At 37.1% G+C, this 14,242-nt stretch carries 19 protein-coding genes and 2 pseudogenes; 15 read left to right on the top strand and 6 right to left on the bottom strand.

Annotated elements, in window-relative coordinates:
- The first annotated feature begins 496 nt into the window (after window positions 1-496).
- The gene (locus QFZ28_RS21275; RefSeq protein ID WP_307196499.1) at window positions 497-1,552 is read left to right on the top strand and encodes a CAP domain-containing protein; all 1,056 of its coding nucleotides are present in this window, start codon (window positions 497-499) and stop codon (window positions 1,550-1,552) included.
- Between the two features lie 24 nt (window positions 1,553-1,576).
- Here the strand turns inward: QFZ28_RS21275 and QFZ28_RS21270 are convergent, their stop codons facing one another.
- On the bottom strand, window positions 1,577-2,065 hold the full coding sequence (locus QFZ28_RS21270; protein ID WP_307196498.1) for a PaaI family thioesterase: 489 nt from the start codon (window positions 2,063-2,065) through the stop codon (window positions 1,577-1,579).
- Window positions 2,066-2,204: 139 nt separating this feature from the next.
- Between QFZ28_RS21270 and QFZ28_RS21265 the strand changes: the two genes are divergently transcribed.
- The 4 genes from QFZ28_RS21265 (at window position 2,205) to QFZ28_RS21250 (ending at window position 3,849) form a co-directional block, all read left to right on the top strand.
- Window positions 2,205-2,600, top strand: coding sequence for a YlbD family protein (locus QFZ28_RS21265; protein WP_307196497.1), 396 nt, complete (start codon window positions 2,205-2,207; stop codon window positions 2,598-2,600).
- Window positions 2,601-2,618: 18 nt separating this feature from the next.
- Window positions 2,619-2,858: a YlbE-like family protein gene (locus QFZ28_RS21260; RefSeq protein WP_307196496.1), complete on the top strand. Its 240-nt coding sequence runs from the start codon at window positions 2,619-2,621 to the stop codon at window positions 2,856-2,858.
- Window positions 2,859-2,958: 100 nt separating this feature from the next.
- Window positions 2,959-3,345 carry a hypothetical protein gene (locus QFZ28_RS21255; protein ID WP_307196495.1) on the top strand — a complete coding sequence of 129 codons (387 nt, stop codon included), beginning with the start codon at window positions 2,959-2,961 and terminating at the stop codon, window positions 3,343-3,345.
- 60 nt (window positions 3,346-3,405) lie between these two features.
- Window positions 3,406-3,849: a YlbF family regulator gene (locus tag QFZ28_RS21250; protein ID WP_307196494.1), complete on the top strand. Its 444-nt coding sequence runs from the start codon at window positions 3,406-3,408 to the stop codon at window positions 3,847-3,849.
- 35 nt (window positions 3,850-3,884) lie between these two features.
- On the opposite strand, the gene QFZ28_RS21245 is transcribed toward QFZ28_RS21250, so the two are convergent.
- Entirely contained in the window at window positions 3,885-4,217 is a 333-nt protein-coding gene (locus QFZ28_RS21245) for a hypothetical protein (RefSeq protein WP_307196493.1), read from the bottom strand.
- Window positions 4,218-4,331: 114 nt separating this feature from the next.
- Here QFZ28_RS21245 and QFZ28_RS21240 point away from each other — a divergent pair, with 114 nt between their 5' ends.
- Window positions 4,332-4,607: a YlbG family protein gene (locus QFZ28_RS21240; protein WP_307196492.1), complete on the top strand. Its 276-nt coding sequence runs from the start codon at window positions 4,332-4,334 to the stop codon at window positions 4,605-4,607.
- A 38-nt stretch (window positions 4,608-4,645) separates the two neighbouring features.
- On the opposite strand, the gene QFZ28_RS21235 is transcribed toward QFZ28_RS21240, so the two are convergent.
- Entirely contained in the window at window positions 4,646-5,035 is a 390-nt protein-coding gene (locus tag QFZ28_RS21235) for a DUF7147 family protein (RefSeq protein ID WP_307196491.1), read from the bottom strand.
- Between the two features lie 365 nt (window positions 5,036-5,400).
- Here QFZ28_RS21235 and rsmD point away from each other — a divergent pair, with 365 nt between their 5' ends.
- Both rsmD and coaD read left to right on the top strand, forming a co-directional pair.
- Window positions 5,401-5,961: a 16S rRNA (guanine(966)-N(2))-methyltransferase RsmD gene (gene rsmD, locus QFZ28_RS21230; protein ID WP_307196490.1), complete on the top strand. Its 561-nt coding sequence runs from the start codon at window positions 5,401-5,403 to the stop codon at window positions 5,959-5,961.
- A gap of 13 nt (window positions 5,962-5,974) precedes the next feature.
- A complete protein-coding gene (gene coaD, locus QFZ28_RS21225; RefSeq protein ID WP_307196489.1) occupies window positions 5,975-6,457 on the top strand; it encodes a pantetheine-phosphate adenylyltransferase in 483 nt (160 codons plus the stop codon).
- 46 nt (window positions 6,458-6,503) lie between these two features.
- On the opposite strand, the gene ylbJ is transcribed toward coaD, so the two are convergent.
- Window positions 6,504-7,721, bottom strand: a complete 1,218-nt coding sequence (gene ylbJ, locus QFZ28_RS21220; protein WP_307196488.1) for a sporulation integral membrane protein YlbJ — start codon at window positions 7,719-7,721, stop codon at window positions 6,504-6,506.
- A 212-nt stretch (window positions 7,722-7,933) separates the two neighbouring features.
- Here ylbJ and QFZ28_RS21215 point away from each other — a divergent pair, with 212 nt between their 5' ends.
- A complete protein-coding gene (locus QFZ28_RS21215) occupies window positions 7,934-8,713 on the top strand; it encodes a patatin-like phospholipase family protein (protein ID WP_307196487.1) in 780 nt (259 codons plus the stop codon).
- A 7-nt stretch (window positions 8,714-8,720) separates the two neighbouring features.
- Entirely contained in the window at window positions 8,721-9,740 is a 1,020-nt protein-coding gene (locus QFZ28_RS21210; protein ID WP_307196486.1) for a SepM family pheromone-processing serine protease, read from the top strand.
- A 31-nt stretch (window positions 9,741-9,771) separates the two neighbouring features.
- Here the strand turns inward: QFZ28_RS21210 and QFZ28_RS21205 are convergent, their stop codons facing one another.
- Window positions 9,772-10,989: a nucleotidyltransferase gene (locus QFZ28_RS21205; RefSeq protein WP_307196485.1), complete on the bottom strand. Its 1,218-nt coding sequence runs from the start codon at window positions 10,987-10,989 to the stop codon at window positions 9,772-9,774.
- Window positions 10,990-11,250: 261 nt separating this feature from the next.
- Between QFZ28_RS21205 and QFZ28_RS21200 the strand changes: the two genes are divergently transcribed.
- The 5 genes and pseudogenes from QFZ28_RS21200 to QFZ28_RS29880 form a co-directional block, all read left to right on the top strand.
- Complete coding sequence (locus QFZ28_RS21200; RefSeq protein ID WP_307196484.1) at window positions 11,251-11,778, top strand: YceD family protein; 528 nt, start codon at window positions 11,251-11,253, stop codon at window positions 11,776-11,778.
- 82 nt (window positions 11,779-11,860) lie between these two features.
- On the top strand, window positions 11,861-12,034 hold the full coding sequence (rpmF, locus tag QFZ28_RS21195; RefSeq protein WP_307196483.1) for a 50S ribosomal protein L32: 174 nt from the start codon (window positions 11,861-11,863) through the stop codon (window positions 12,032-12,034).
- A gap of 102 nt (window positions 12,035-12,136) precedes the next feature.
- Window positions 12,137-12,904: an enoyl-CoA hydratase/isomerase family protein gene (locus QFZ28_RS21190; protein ID WP_307196482.1), complete on the top strand. Its 768-nt coding sequence runs from the start codon at window positions 12,137-12,139 to the stop codon at window positions 12,902-12,904.
- Between the two features lie 81 nt (window positions 12,905-12,985).
- Window positions 12,986-13,220: pseudogene (locus QFZ28_RS29885) on the top strand (RsfA family transcriptional regulator); the annotation flags it as partial.
- A gap of 167 nt (window positions 13,221-13,387) precedes the next feature.
- Window positions 13,388-13,609 (top strand): annotated as a pseudogene (locus QFZ28_RS29880) (RsfA family transcriptional regulator); the annotation flags it as partial.
- Between the two features lie 65 nt (window positions 13,610-13,674).
- On the opposite strand, the gene QFZ28_RS21180 reads toward QFZ28_RS29880, so the two are convergent.
- A complete protein-coding gene (locus tag QFZ28_RS21180; protein ID WP_307196480.1) occupies window positions 13,675-14,148 on the bottom strand; it encodes an N-acetyltransferase in 474 nt (157 codons plus the stop codon).
- Window positions 14,149-14,242 lie beyond the last annotated feature (94 nt).

The raw sequence follows: 14,242 nt of genomic DNA, 5'->3' as shown, positions 1-14,242 counted from the left end.
CATCAACCGGTGTATCTGTTTTTTTATATAGGCTGTGTTATAGCTAAATATTGATTTTGCACCCTGTTGATTGGAGCGGAAGGCACGAAGACTCCTCGAAAATGCTATCGCATTTTCTTCGTGCGTGGGCAAATTCGAGGAAGAAATTCAATGTCCTGCGGGAGTACGGGGCTGGGGAGACCCCACAGGCGCTGTAGCTAGACAGGCTCCCCGGCACGCCCTAAGGTGCGCGAAGTGCCTCGTGACAGGCAAAGACCGCCTGTCCCTGCGGTGATTATTCAAAGAAGCTTTCCTTAGTGGAGTGGAAATCAACAGGCCTATTTAACACAGCCTTTACATAAATATTATTTTTCTGATAAGTTTAATATTCTCTATTACTAACAAAGATAATGGTGATATAATTAAAAAAAGCAATACATATAATGAACAAAAGTAATAGAGAGGGTGAATACATCTGCGTACTCTCTTCAGAATCCTCATCCTAGCGTCTATTTTCGTGACAATTGGTTTTTATGTAAGTATAAATGAAAATGACGATAATGAAGTCTTAATAACTGATGAACATACGTTAGAAATAAATGAATCATTATATCAAAATCAAGATAACGGTGCTCAAGAGAAAACAACTGCTGAACGTCCAACTAGTGGTATGGGATCATTAATTGGTCAAGATCTTGCTAATTTAAAAGGTATATTAGGTGAACCGCAAAGAATAGATGAATCTTTGTACGGCTACCAATGGTATATATATAATATTGACTACTCAAAATATGTACAGGTTGGAGTAGAAAACAATAAAGTAGTGACAATATACGCAATAGGGGAGAGTATGGATGTTTCTCCCTTTAAAATTGGACAGCCAATTGAAGAAATTTTTAATACTCAGTATATTGATACAAATATAGATATTGAATATAACGGGAACTCTTATCGTTTTGAATTGAATGATACTGATTTAAATATTCGTCCATTAATTAAATTGGGTGATATTTTTGTACAATTATATATTGATAAATTTACAGGAAGTCTCTCAAGTGTCAGATTTTTGAATGATGTAACGTTAATTAAACAACGACCATACGAACTTGGATATACAGGGGAATTAATTGAGATAGAGGAACCCACAGAAGACGTATGGAGATTGATTGAAGAAGGAACAGAGAAGGAAATACTTGATATAACCAATGTTATGCGACAAAGGCATAATGTAAAGACATTAGAATGGGATCAAGAAACCTCAGAAGTCGCCTATAACCACAGTAAGGATATGTCAGATAGCAACGACTTCTCACATACTTCTAAGAAGTTTGGCAATCTCTCCGATAGGTTAGAGGCAGCGGACATTGCGTATAAGTATGCTGGTGAGAATATTGCCGCTAATTACCCGGATGGACCTGCCGTAGCAGAAGGATGGTTAAATAGTAAAGGGCACCGGGAGTCTTTATTAAATGAGGAATTCACCCACTTAGGTGTTGGTGTATATCAAAAATATTATACACAAAACTTTATCCAAAAAACGGATGATCAATCAGCTAATAAAGGTGACAATTAGTCACCTTTAATTTTTTTATCTTTTTTATTTTTGGATGATAAAAAATGTACCTGTTCCGTGGGCAATTTTTCTTCCATCAGAACGGAAAGCTTCTCCTGATATTACTACTGTCTTACTCCCGTGATGTATGATTTCTGCTTTACAGGTGATAGTGTCACCTATTCCAGGAGCGATGTAATGTATATTCAGCTGGTTCGTTACTGCTCCATAGCCTTCTGGAAGGATGGCATGTATTGCTGTTCCCATAACAGTATCTAGAAGAGTGGCAGTTATTCCTCCATGAACAATACCTAATGCATTATTCCAAACTGAATTTAATGGTACCGTGATTTCACATGTTTTCTGCTCCTTATCTATTTTCCTCTCCAAATGAAGAAGACCATCAATAAATTGAGGGAGCTTATAATCTATTTTCTTTTCAAATCCTTCTAATATATGTACCAGTGCACGTAAATCCTCTTCTGATCCTTTTTCAATACAATTACCTAATAACTGATTTAACCTTTCTTTCATCGGTAATCCCTCTCTCGTTTCTATTTCTGAAGACATCTTACCACTAAAATAACAATTTTTACAGTAAGTAGGATTTTCACAATTTTGGATTTAAAACATATCGTATAATAGGCATTGATTTGGGCAGGAGTGAAGAAATATGCATAAAAATTTACATCCTTCCGTGATAAAATTTAAAGAGTTTGTGAAAAAAAATCCGGCTTTAATTATGGAAGTACGAAATGGAAATACCACCTGGCAGGAATTATATGAGGATTGGTACCTGCTGGGAGAAGAGGATAATCGCTGGGAAACATTAGGGGTTAAACCAAGTCCTAGTGTTGAAAAGGAAGATGAAAAAAAAGGAGACTGGATTTCAACAATCCTAGGAACCGTACAGAAAATGGACCCTGATCAAATTCAACATTATATCCATAGCTTAAGTCAGGCATTAGGGGCCATACAAGGGGTAATATCCCAATTTCAAGGTAGTCAGCCAAAGCAGCCTAATCCAAAAGTCGAACACAAACATCCGTTTTCATTTCGTAAAGACTAATAGAAGGGGACATTTTCCATGAGAAAAGATGTACTTGAATATTTAAATCGTCAAAAGGAACTAAAAAAATTTATTCGCGAACAGCCGCTTTGGTACCGAAAGCTATCAAGGAATCCCTATGATTTGCAGACATTAGAAATTGCCTCGCTTCACTATTATAAAAAAACAATCCCTCACCAGGTGGAAAAATTTACTAATAATGTACAAATGGCCTCGATGATGTTCTATATGCTGCAATCAATGAAAGATCAGAGTTGAGATTCGACCACATGGCAATGTGGTCTTTTTATTGGAAACACAGAGTATAGAGTAAAAAAAATAAAGGAGGCGAACAATACAGTTAAAAGGAGTGATCATTTTGAAAAAGTACATAGAATTAACGATTTTATCAATAATTTTAGTCGGTATCCTTTCAGGCTTCCAAAAGTCAGCTGTTTTACCGCTGGTTGGTGAGTATTCAGAAAGTACTCCGTCGTTATCTGTTCAATCCAGAACCAAAGGTAATAATGTTTTTGTAGAGTGTGTCTTATCTGGAATCAGTTTTCGGCAATCCGAACAAAATGATCGTAAGGTAGGCAAGCTTGTAATTTGGCTGGATGGTAAAAGAACGAAAGAAGTAAATTCAGCCGCTTTTATTATTAAAGGTCTGCCCCCTGGCGAACATAGTGTTAAGCTGGAGGTTGTTGACTTAAAAAACGTACCGTATGGAGTAACAAAGGAATTCTTGGTAAATATCCCTAAGTGACAGTTTATTTCACTTTCTGCATACATTCATGTTAAAATGTGAGTGGAGGTGTGGGCGTACATGCTTGCTACATCAGAAAGAATAGAACTTTTAGAATATGCTGAGCAATTAGCGCAAATGGTATTAGAATCGGATATTGTAGAACAATATCAAATTTGTCTATATAAAATGCAAAACAATAATGATACACAAGAAAAGATTAGCCGATTTGTAAAGCTTAAAGAGCTTTATGAAGAGGTGCAGCGCTTTGGTAAATACCATCCTGACTACAAAAGGGTAATGAGTCAAATTCGTGAGTACAAACGGGAGATGGATTTAGATCCACATGTTGCTGATTTCAAATTAGCAGAAAATGACCTGCAAGGACTGCTCGATGAAATTAGTATGCTCGTCGGTGGTGCTGTCTCCAAACACATAAAAGTGCCTTCTGGAAATCCATTTTTCGATAAAGGTTCTCATGGCTCAGGCTGTGGCGGCGGTGGAAGCTGCAGTTGTTCGGCTTAAGGTAATCGGCTTAATTTTATATTAAGCCGATTTTTCTATCTTTTTAAACGTGTACAATCGGCACATAAGTTTCCGCAGCAGAACATTTTTTCTTGTGGTACATAAAACCGATGACGATACACTAAAAGCATATCATCCTTCCGAACAAATATTGTATCAGAGTGCAATCTGTTTCCTTTTATTGCGGCAACAGAACATTTTTTGATTATTGCTTCAAGATTTAGTTGAGATAGTTCGGGGGTAATGTTAATGTATAGAAATGGAATTCCTGCTATTTTTCTCCAATAGGCACTTTTAATACCCTTATTTAAAGTGAGATTTCTCATAAACTGCTGCCAAATGGGCTCTAAATCCATATAAATCACCATAATCCTTTGGTGTTTTCGTTTACTTTTGAATCGTCAGTAAAGTTTGAATTGAAAAAGAGTGTTTTACTATGCTAGACTTATTAAAATGATGGTTTATTGAAGGGGAAAATAAGTATGTTCGTACAAAGACAAGGATTGGTTATTTGGCTCTATTCCTTAAAACAGGCAAAGATGTTAAGACGTTTTGGGAATGTTCATTATGTTTCAAAAAAATTAAAGTATGTTGTACTTTATTGTAATCAAGACGAACTTGATGTGATAATGGAAAAAATAAATTCCTTTTCATTTGTTAAGAAAGTAGAACCGTCATATAAACCTTTCTTAAAGATGGAATTTGAAAATGCAGCACCTGATAAAGCAAAAGAATATGATTATAAAATGGGTATTTAATAAAAAAGCGGAAGTGCCACTAGGCGCTTCCGCTTTTCTTAATGGAGAGGCTTAATATAGTGATTTAATCTGAGTATTGCGATTAGGTGTTGGTAGTAAAGTTCTTTTTCATGGAAGATGGTAGAAGGTTTCACAGATAGTTGAATAATCTGCTTGCCAAGTTCCTCTGCAGTCTGTTGAAACAAATCATATCTTTTATTTGGTATGAAGTTTGGATTCGGAATCCCTTCACGGCAGATATAAAGCGCTTGGAATTTTCCTGGGTCTGTAAGCTGCAGCACGACTGCTAACGAGGTCAATTGCTTTTCATTCTTTACGGTGTGGAATGCCATCATATGGAGAAGCCGGTGTCGATTTGCTTTTGCTAGTTCAAGCAGCTCATATAAATCTGAATAACCCTCACCAAGTTCAATAAAACGTTGTATCAAAGAAAACTCTCCTTTGTTTAAGAATTCATTCCCATACTTTATCATATTTTTGGATGTAATGCTTCAACAAAAAGAAAAAAACCCTGCAGATCTAAATCTGCAGGGTCCTTCTATATCCTCATAAAGGATAGAAGGCAAAGGGAGAGGAGAAACCGGAGGAAGAACTTATGGGGAAACGTAAGTCTTCTCCGCGGTTGGCAACAACATCCTCGAATTGATGTTGTTAGTTACATTATCTCCACAACTAACAAGCTTATACGTATTTAAAATAATTTTTCAGAAATAATCCAACAAGTTGGCTAGTTTATACAATTATGATAGGATATTGTTAAAATAGAATACTGGAAAAATTGTGGTGATAACTATTGAGAGTTGTTTCAGGTGTATGTAAAGGAAGACCATTAAAAGCTGTTCCGGGAAATACAACGCGACCAACAACGGATAAAGTAAAAGAAGCGTTATTTAATATGATTGGACCCTATTTTGACGGTGGAACAGGATTGGATCTTTTTGCTGGAAGCGGTGGATTAGGGTTGGAAGCGTTAAGCAGAGGTTTAGATAAAGTTATTTTTGTCGATAGGGATGTAAAGGCTATTCAAACGATTCATGAGAATATCCAAGCATGTAAGATGGAAGATAAGGCAGAAGTTTATCGAAATGACGCAGACAGAGCATTAAAAGCACTAATAAAAAGGGAAATTCATTTTGACTACATATTTTTAGACCCGCCGTATAAAAAGCAGCAGCTGCTCAGTTTAATGGAAAAAATATCAGAACACAGGCTAGTAGCAAATGGCGGCTTCATTATCTGCGAACACAGTCATGATGTGGAATTACCTAAAAGTGCAGGGGAGTTTTCACAGTATAAGCATGAAAAGTATGGAATCATTGCGATAACAATTTATTCGCGATTTAGTGAGAAATAAGGGGGAGTCTTTTGTGGCAAGTATTGCCGTTTGTCCTGGTAGTTTCGATCCGATCACATATGGACATTTAGATATCATTAGAAGAGGCGCAAAGGTATTTGATAAGATCTATGTAAGTGTTATGAATAATTCTTCAAAAAATCCGCTGTTTAGTGTCGAGGAACGGATAAAACTTATAAAAGCAGTGACAAAGGATCTTCCAAATGTGACCGTGGATGAACATTCTGGCCTCCTTGTAGATTATGCTAAGTCTGTTAACGCGAATGCCATCATTCGCGGCTTACGTGCTGTTTCTGACTTTGAATATGAAATGCAAATAACCTCCATGAACAGAGTGCTGAATGAGGAAATTGAAACCTTCTTTATCATGACAAACAACCAATATTCATTTTTAAGCTCTAGTATTGTTAAAGAAGTTTCAAAGTACAATGGCAAAATTTCAGAGCTTGTACCACCCATTGTGGAAGAAGCATTAAACAAAAAATTTAATCGATGAAAAAGCAAAAAACGAAAAGCCTTGGTAAACCAGGGCTTTTTTGATGCTAATAACTTTTGCGTAATCGATTATATAGTAATAATACATATATCATTAGTGAAATTATCGTTATCAGTGGACCTGCTTCTGTTAATTTATGAAAATAAATTTGCGACCATGTACCCTCACCAAAAAGGTTAACGGGGATCGCATTAGATGGCTGTTCTGTTTGATAAAAGCGGACATAAATCGGTTTCCATAAGAGTAAAGCAAAAAAGCTGGCGAATAACCCCTGGGCAATTCTTGCGAAAAAGAACGGCTTAAATCGGATGTCAGTCTGGGCTAAAATACTTGCAACCTGTGCTTGAACACTAAACCCGCTAAATCCTAAGATAAAGCTTGTAACAATTGCTTGCTGAAGCAAAGTTGCGTCCCCAACCCGGCTTGTTAAATCGCTCCCAAGTGTAATTTCAAATAAACCTGATATAAATGGAATACTGAGCATATCAGGGAGTGAAAGGGAGGAAAGTAGAATATCAAAACCTCTTGCAAGTGCAGCAGTAATATGTAGATGAAACAGCAGCTTATTAATTACTGAGAATAAAATAATGAATCCACCAACCATTAACAAAGTTTGAATAGAAGAATTTACAGCGTCTCCAAGAAGTTTACCAATTGGCCGCTTGTCTTTTATTCTGGTTTGATGTAATGCAGATAAAGCGGACCTTAGTATAAACTTATCTTGCTTGTCCTTCTTCTTATCAGGGGTTTCATTCCCATAAAACCGCATCATTAGCCCAACACAAATATTCCCCAAATAATGGGCCAACGCTAAAATAACTCCTAATTGCGGGTTATGAAAAAAACCAACAGCTACAGCACCGAAGATAAATAAGGGGTTAGAGGAGTTAGTGAAGGAAGCAAGTCTTTCTGCTTCAATTTGTGTAAGCTGACCTTCCTGACGAAGTCTTGCAGACAGCTTAGCTCCTGCCGGAAATCCAGAAGCCATTCCCATTGCCCATACAAAACCCCCTACTCCAGGAACTCTGAAAAGTGGTCTCATGAGCGGCTCTAATAAAACTCCAATAAACTTAACTACACCAAAACCAATTAACATTTCAGATACAATAAAAAACGGCAATAAAGAGGGAAAAACAATTTCCCACCACATATTAAGTCCACGGAGAGAGGCTTCAAAGGACTCCTTCGGATAAGCAATCATAGAACCAGCTAAAATAATCACAGATAAAGATAGAAAAATTGTTTTTAATTTTGAATAAAACATGAATATCCTCCAGTCCGAGGGTTTTGTTATACTGTATAAATAAAAAATGTTAAAATAAGGATTACTCGCTATTTATAGATTCGGCCTTGTCCCATATAACACAAATATACTCATAGAACGCTAATTTAGACCATAAGATTGAACGAGATTTCTCCTAACAAATTGTTTAGAATCATAATGCTTTTTAAGCTTATGAAAAGGAGGGAAGTGTTATGGAGAGTCCTAAAATTGGATTAGCGCTAGGTTCCGGGGGAGCACGAGGGTTTGCCCATTTAGGGGTCATAAAAGTATTAAAGGAAGCAGGAATCCCCATTGATTTGATCGCAGGAAGCAGTATGGGAGCACTTGTCGGAAGTTTTTATAGTGCAGGTATTGAACTAGACCGTTTATATAAATTATCAACAGCATTTAAACGGAAATATTTTTTAGACTTTACCGTTCCAAAAATGGGGTTTATTGCAGGAAAACGGGTAAAAGAATTTATTAGAGTGTTTTCTCATGGAAAAAATATTGAAGAGTTATCCATCCCCCTAGGAATCGTTGCAACTGATTTACTTACAGGTGAAAAAGTAATTTTTAAACAAGGTCCTGTTGCTGAAGCTGTCAGAGCAAGTATAGCGATACCAGGGATTTTTGTGCCTGAAAAGTATAATGGAAGAATCTTAGTGGATGGCGGTGTGTCAGATAGGGTTCCTGTATCGGTTGTTAAGGAAATGGGAGCTGATATCGTAATAGCAGTGGACGTGTCTAGAGTAAAACGGAATGCTGAAATCACTTCTATATACGATGTCATCATGCAAAGTATCGACATCATGCAAACTGAAATTATTAATTATCGTGAGATTGCTTCAGATATTATGATTCGGCCGCCGGTTGAGGTATACAGCTCCCGTGCTTTCACAAACATTGAAGAAATTATTGCACTAGGAGAAGAGGAAGCCAAAAAACACTTAGGTGAAATAAAAAAGGTTATAGAGGAATGGAAGGGGTAGGGTCCTTTTGAGAAGCAAAATATTTGCAGGGTCTTCCATTATTGTCGCACTACTGATGATTGCAGGGATATTTTTTTCCTTACCGTACTATGTTTCGAAACCAGGTATAGCAAAGGAATTAGCACCCATCATACAAGTTGCAGATGGAACGGAGGGAAAGGGAAGCTTTATGCTGACAACCGTGAGGATGGGAAGGGCCAATATTTATTCTTATGTTGAGGCTAAACTTTTTGATTATGTTGAACTCTACCCAGTGGAGGCCATTTTACACGAAACAGAAACGCAAGAAGAGTATAATGCCAGACAGCTTCATATGATGGCAGGTTCCAAGTTGAATGCCATTGAAGTGGCTTATAAAAAAGCAGGATATCCTGTGGATTACGAATATAAAGGGGTTTACGTTGTCCAGGTAGTCCCTGACATGCCTGCAGAAGGAAAATTACGTAGTGGTGATCGGATCATTAAGGTAGATGGACAAGAATTTTCCTCCTCTGAAAGGTTTATCGAGTATGTAGGCAAGAAAGAGGCAGGCGATCAAGTAGAGTTAACCATTAAAAGGGAAGATAAAACAAAAACAGTCAATGTAAGTGTTAAGCCTTTTAAGGACGATCCAAAGAAATTTGGAATTGGAATTTCACTAGTTGATGACAAGGAAATTATTGTCGATCCTAAAGTTACGGTCAAGACGGATGAAATCGGTGGACCTTCTGCGGGTTTAATGTTTTCACTTGAAATTTATGATCAATTAATGGAAGAGGACTTTACCAAAGGGTACAAAATCGCAGGAACAGGGACAATCGATTCAAAAGGAACAGTTGGACCAATTGGGGGAATTGATCAAAAAATCGTTGCTGCTGACAAGGCAGGAGCAGAAATCTTCTTTGCACCGAATGAAAAAGGGGGCAAGGATTCCAATTACAAGCTTGCTGTGAAGACAGCCCAAGACATTGATTCAAAAATGAAGGTTATTCCTGTAGACGTAATCGATGACGCAATTGGTTACTTGGAAAAATTGCCAAAGAAATAAAAAAGATGGTGTCTTCATGGCACCATCTTCTTTATTCTATATAAATAGGCGGTTGCTTATATTCCTGGTGTAATAAGCTATCTTTAGTTTGATTCCCTATACCAAATGAATAGACCCGTGAAGCCCTTATATCTAATAAGATATCGTTTTCCTTATAAGCGGATAGTTTAGAAACGAGTGGAAGAGCAAATTGGGCTTTATACAGATTCAAGTACTCTTTTCCCTTTTTTGTCATACCTAAAAGACGTAAATACGAGGGTTGCTCTGAAGTGTTTTTCATATCCGTCTTTTTTGCATTGGTTAAAATATGAACACATATTCTTTGCAGCCTTGTCCAAGTGTAGCGTTTCGTTTTTATTTTTTGCATGAATTCATTGAAATTAGTGGAATCTAATGCCGCTGATAGTAAACGGTGCTCAATTCCTTCTTCCACCTCATAAATTTCCCTTAGCTCTTCCGGACTCATTTGCAACAAGCGAAAGCGTAAATAGTCCCAATAATTTTCCCATTCATGGAAATGTCCATATACAGCTAGGTACTCTTTCAGAAGTGTGCTAGTTACAGCCGGGACATATTGTTCTATTGAAATTTTTTCTTCCTTATTGGCAAACAATGCTTTCCTTATGCTTGTGGCACTAGCGATAGTATCTGTGGCAAAGTGTTCATCATGGTAATTAGCATTTTTTCTCTTTACCGTGAGAGGAATGATTGAACTTTTTTGCTGAATGATAGATTTTACATAATGAAAACCAAGGATATTATTTGGTTTATCTAGACTCAATATATTTTCAGGGCTTGACAAGGATTGAAAAGACAACGATAATGCTTTAGGGTAACTAACACCTGATTTGATATTCATTTTAATACTTTGGTCAAAACGCTCTTTATGTGTATCCAAATAGTCAACGGTCTGCAAGAAGGAAGATATATCCCCGCTTTCGCTGCCAAAGCAGAGTGAATGGCAGCCAATGGCATTTAGAATCGAGACTGCGCCATTTGCGAATGTCTCTGCCTTTTGTGTTGCAAATTGATAAGGGAGTTCCAGGACGATATCAACACCATTTTGCAGCGCCATTTTTGTCCGAAACCATTTAGAAACGAGAGCAGGCTCCCCTCGTTGAAGGAAATTCCCGCTCATAACCGCTATAGCAAGATCAGCTTGCGCTGTTTCCTTTGCTGCTTGCAAATGATAGGCATGTCCATTATGAAATGGGTTATATTCGACAATTACACCAACAGCTTTCATCATTAAAAATCTCCTTATATGTTTGTAAGATCACGTAATTTTTACAGTAATCGTATTATAACAAAAATTACCATAATAGAATAATAATTAACGATAAAGAGCTGCTGGGATTGTAATCTGATTTAACTGGGTAAACTAATATGAAGAGGTTGTTTTTATTAGAATAGTAAAAATGAGAAATCACATTTTTAGGTGTAAAGAAAAAACATTGACAAAAATAAAATCGAAGGCTATAATTACCTTTGTTGCCTTGGGGTGATTCAATTGAAATGGACATTAAGCCAATTACAAAAATATCGAAACAAGGATTTTCTGATTGATGATACTATTCGAGCTGATGAAATAAAAGAAACGGATCCATCGATTCGTGAAGTATCTCCGATGCGTATTACGGGTCGGGGTGACATTGATTCAACGAAAGTGACATTTCATTTGAAAATAGAAGGATATTTGATCCTGCCTTGTTCTCGTACTTTAGTGGATGTAAAACTTCCGATTAATGTCGAAACAACTGAAACTTTCCTCTTACAAGGTTCAGAATATGAAACTGAAGAGGAAGTGTATCAAGTAAAAGGGGAAGTAATTGATTTAATGCCCGTCATTAGAGAAATCCTTTTACTCGAAGTTCCAATGCAGGTGTTTTGTGAGGATGTTAATCATGAAGACGCTGCACCACAATCCGGTAAGGACTGGGAAGTTGTTCATGATCAAGTTCAATCCGAAAAGATTGATCCAAGACTAGCAGGTCTTGCAAAGTTTTTTGACAAAAACAATTCTTCTTCCGAATCATAATCTAGAAAACAAGAAGCAAAGTGAAGAACCAGCATTCCTGGCCTTCATTACTTTCTTAATACTCTTTAAGGAGGTGGGAAGAATGGCTGTACCTTTTAGAAGGACTTCTAAAACTGTAAAAAGAAAACGTCGTACACATTTTAAATTAAACGTACCTGGTATGGTAAGTTGCCCAAACTGTGGTGAAATGAAACTTGCTCACCGCGTATGTAAAGCTTGCGGTACTTACAAAGGAAAAGAAGTTGTTAACGACTAATTTTCATCATGATAAAAAGCACAAGGAGCAGTATGCCCCTTGTGCTTTTGTCGTTCTCAACAAATTTATACATACTTTTCAGGTTAAAAGGGGGGAAACGATTTGTCATTTTCCATTGAGAAACGTGATAAGGGTTATTTATTATTTACAATAACCAGAAGCGAAAAAAGAAATGCGATTAATTATGATGTCATGCAGGGCTTAACAGAGGCTGTGTCTTTGACAAATGATCCAGCTATTAAGGCGCTTGTTATTACGGGAGAAGGGAATCAGGCTTTTTGTTCAGGGGGAGATTTATCCGTTTTTCACCAACTTCAGACAAAGGAAGAAGCTTATGAAATGCTTTCAAAGATGTCACACATTCTATATTCGCTGATGACATTAACAAAGCCCACGATTGCTCTTTTAAATGGTACAGCCGTCGGCGGCGGGTGTGAGCTGGCTGCTGCTTGTGATTTCCGTTTAGCGAGAGAAGGGATTAAAGCTGGATTCGTACAAGGTAGACAAGCTATCACCACTGGTTGGGGCGGTGGAACCATATTATCAGAAAAACTACCAACTGCACGCAGTATGAAGCTTTTAATGGAAGCTGAAATTCAAAGTGCTGAATATTTAAAAGAAGAAGCGGGCTTTATAGATCATATTTATTCAAATCATCACATCACTGCTTGCGAGAGCTTTCTTGAGAGGCTTTTAGCGGTTGATCTAAAGGTATTAGAATCATATAAAATGATGTGGGTTTTAAAGTGGGAAGAGAACAAGCTGAGAGAAAGAATAGAAAAAGAAGTAAGAAATTGCAGTGTCCTATGGGAAAGTGAGTCGCATCATAAGTATGTCCAAAACTTTATTAGTAAAAAAATGCAGAAATAAGAATAAAGACAATCTGTTATCAGTCTATCTTTTCTAGTAGATGCATATGTATGAATAAAAACACTAGGAGGGATTTGACTTATGTCACCAACTCGCCAAGATGCATGGTCCCAGGACGAAGATTTATTGCTTGCTGAAGTTGTGTTGAGACATATTCGAGAAGGCGGGACACAGCTTCAAGCATTTGAGGAAGTGGGGAAACAGCTTTCTCGAACTTCTGCGGCATGCGGATTTCGTTGGAACTCATTTGTAAGGAAGCAATATAAATCAGGAATTGAACTGGCTAAAAAACAGAGGAAAGAATTAAAAAAACAGAGTATACCGGCGGATAATGAGATAACAAGAGAGTTTGCCGCTGAAGAAACGCCATCCTCTAGGGCAGCCGGGAGTGAAGGAATCACATTTCAAGCGGTTATTCACTTCTTAGAAAATCTCCAAAAGCAAGCAGCAGCTTCTTCAAGCATCGCAGAAGCGAAGGAAAAGTCTATTCAAAAAATAAAAGAACTTGAAAGAAGATCTTATTCGCTTGCAGCAGAAAATGAGAGATTAGCAAAAAATCTAAAAGCAATTGAAGAGGACTATCGCTCTTTAATCGAAATTATGGAAAGAGCACGGAAGATGGTCGTTTTACAAGAAGAAGATCGACAGCAAAAAGTAAAATTTCAAATGGATAAAAACGGAAACCTCGAAAGAGTTGAAAAATAGTAAAAAGCGGACATTTTGTCCGCTTTTTACTATTTTTGTCCCCGGGCAATGCTCTACAGCTTTTTTTACTTGTGTTGTGCTTCTACACCTTCAGGATACCAGACGAGTGGGTTTTCGCCACGGTCACGCTCCATATCGTAATCAACATTTGTAAAGCCCATGTTCTCCCAAAAGCTTCTTGATTGTACTCTAGGGTTTGTTTTAATTGGTAGACCAAAGTTTTTAGCAAACTCTACAAGTTGTCTCCCATAGCCCTTGCCCTGATAGTCCGGTAAAACTTCAAGCTTCCATAATTCTAAATAATTTTGTGGAGGATAGAAATAACGGTCAAACTTAGCGTCAATTTGATATAAACTCATTCGAGCTACTAGTTTGTCTCCGAAATAGATTCCGTAAAAAGGAGAGTCGATATCATTATCAATCATATTTGCTTCTAAGTCCTCAAACATGGAGAGTTCTTGAATGCCATATTCTTTAAATTTTTTAAATTCCTCTAATGTTTTAAAATTAATTTTTAATTTTTCAACTTTCATCACCATATATAAGCCCCCCCTAAGAAATGAATTAATATTATTATATAACAAAGAAACAAAAAATTCTTTATATATTCCCTCGGAAAGCGTTTTATTTCTT

This window comes from Neobacillus niacini (genome assembly GCF_030817695.1).
In the GTDB taxonomy this organism is placed as follows: Bacteria; Bacillota; Bacilli; order Bacillales; family Cytobacillaceae; genus Neobacillus; species Neobacillus niacini_F.
This window is presented reverse-complemented; position numbering and strand designations above follow the sequence as displayed.

What these genes read in the sequence shown, in the direction of transcription:
- QFZ28_RS21265 (WP_307196497.1), top strand. Translation starts at nt 2,205, where the DNA reads ATGCATAAAAATTTACATCCTTCCGTGATAAAATTTAAAGAGTTTGTG.
- QFZ28_RS21245 (WP_307196493.1), bottom strand. Translation starts at nt 4,217, where the DNA reads ATGGTGATTTATATGGATTTAGAGCCCATTTGGCAGCAGTTTATGAGA.
- QFZ28_RS21205 (WP_307196485.1), bottom strand. Translation starts at nt 10,989, where the DNA reads ATGATGAAAGCTGTTGGTGTAATTGTCGAATATAACCCATTTCATAAT.
- QFZ28_RS21260 (WP_307196496.1), top strand. Translation starts at nt 2,619, where the DNA reads ATGAGAAAAGATGTACTTGAATATTTAAATCGTCAAAAGGAACTAAAA.
- QFZ28_RS21270 (WP_307196498.1), bottom strand. Translation starts at nt 2,065, where the DNA reads ATGAAAGAAAGGTTAAATCAGTTATTAGGTAATTGTATTGAAAAAGGA.
- QFZ28_RS21240 (WP_307196492.1), top strand. Translation starts at nt 4,332, where the DNA reads ATGTTCGTACAAAGACAAGGATTGGTTATTTGGCTCTATTCCTTAAAA.
- ylbJ (WP_307196488.1), bottom strand. Translation starts at nt 7,721, where the DNA reads ATGTTTTATTCAAAATTAAAAACAATTTTTCTATCTTTATCTGTGATT.
- rpmF (WP_307196483.1), top strand. Translation starts at nt 11,861, where the DNA reads ATGGCTGTACCTTTTAGAAGGACTTCTAAAACTGTAAAAAGAAAACGT.
- QFZ28_RS21250 (WP_307196494.1), top strand. Translation starts at nt 3,406, where the DNA reads ATGCTTGCTACATCAGAAAGAATAGAACTTTTAGAATATGCTGAGCAA.
- QFZ28_RS21215 (WP_307196487.1), top strand. Translation starts at nt 7,934, where the DNA reads ATGGAGAGTCCTAAAATTGGATTAGCGCTAGGTTCCGGGGGAGCACGA.
- QFZ28_RS21180 (WP_307196480.1), bottom strand. Translation starts at nt 14,148, where the DNA reads ATGGTGATGAAAGTTGAAAAATTAAAAATTAATTTTAAAACATTAGAG.